Origin of the sequence: Pseudomonas sp. 43(2021), from assembly GCF_017490805.1 — a bacterium.
Taxonomy (GTDB): domain Bacteria; phylum Pseudomonadota; class Gammaproteobacteria; order Pseudomonadales; family Pseudomonadaceae; genus Aquipseudomonas.
The window spans coordinates 1-505 of the sequence record NZ_JAFGYJ010000301.1; the positions used below are offsets into that span (position 1 = coordinate 1).

The following is a 505-nucleotide window of genomic DNA, read 5'->3' on the forward strand; positions in this document are numbered from 1 at the left end:
GTGCGTGGGATGTCGCCCATGCCCGGCGCCAGTGCGGCGAACAGCGGATCCAGACGTTTGACCGTCTCGGCGTCGCCGCCAATCATCATGCAATAGCCGCGTTCCAGGCCCCAGACGCCGCCGGAGGTGCCGACGTCGATGTAGTGCAGGCCCTTCTCGTTCAGCGTCTTGGCGCGACGAATGTCGTCCTTGTAGTTGGTGTTGCCGCCGTCGATGATCGTATCGCCGGGCTCAAGCAGTTCGCTCAGGGTGTTGATGGTGTCTTCGGTCGGTGCGCCCGCCGGCAGCATGACCCAGACCGCGCGCGGCTTGTCGAGGCCGGCAACCAGCGCTGGCAAGTCGGCGACGCCGGTGGAGCCCTCGGCGACCAGGTTATCGATGAAAGCGGTATTGCGGTCGTAAACAACGGTGGTGTGCCCGTTGAGCATCAGACGTCGCGCAATATTGCCGCCCATGCGGCCCAGTCCAATAATCCCGAGTTGCATGTGCTGATGCTCCTTACTAC

General features: G+C 63.4%; 1 protein-coding gene. It reads right to left on the reverse strand.

Annotation, left to right across the window (positions count from 1 at the left end; genetic code table 11):
- Positions 1-485, reverse strand: a 485-nt coding sequence (locus J5M71_RS27325) for an NAD(P)-binding domain-containing protein (protein ID WP_207838662.1), incomplete at its 3' end; no start/stop codon positions are given.
- Between the last annotated feature and the right edge of the window lie 20 nt (positions 486-505).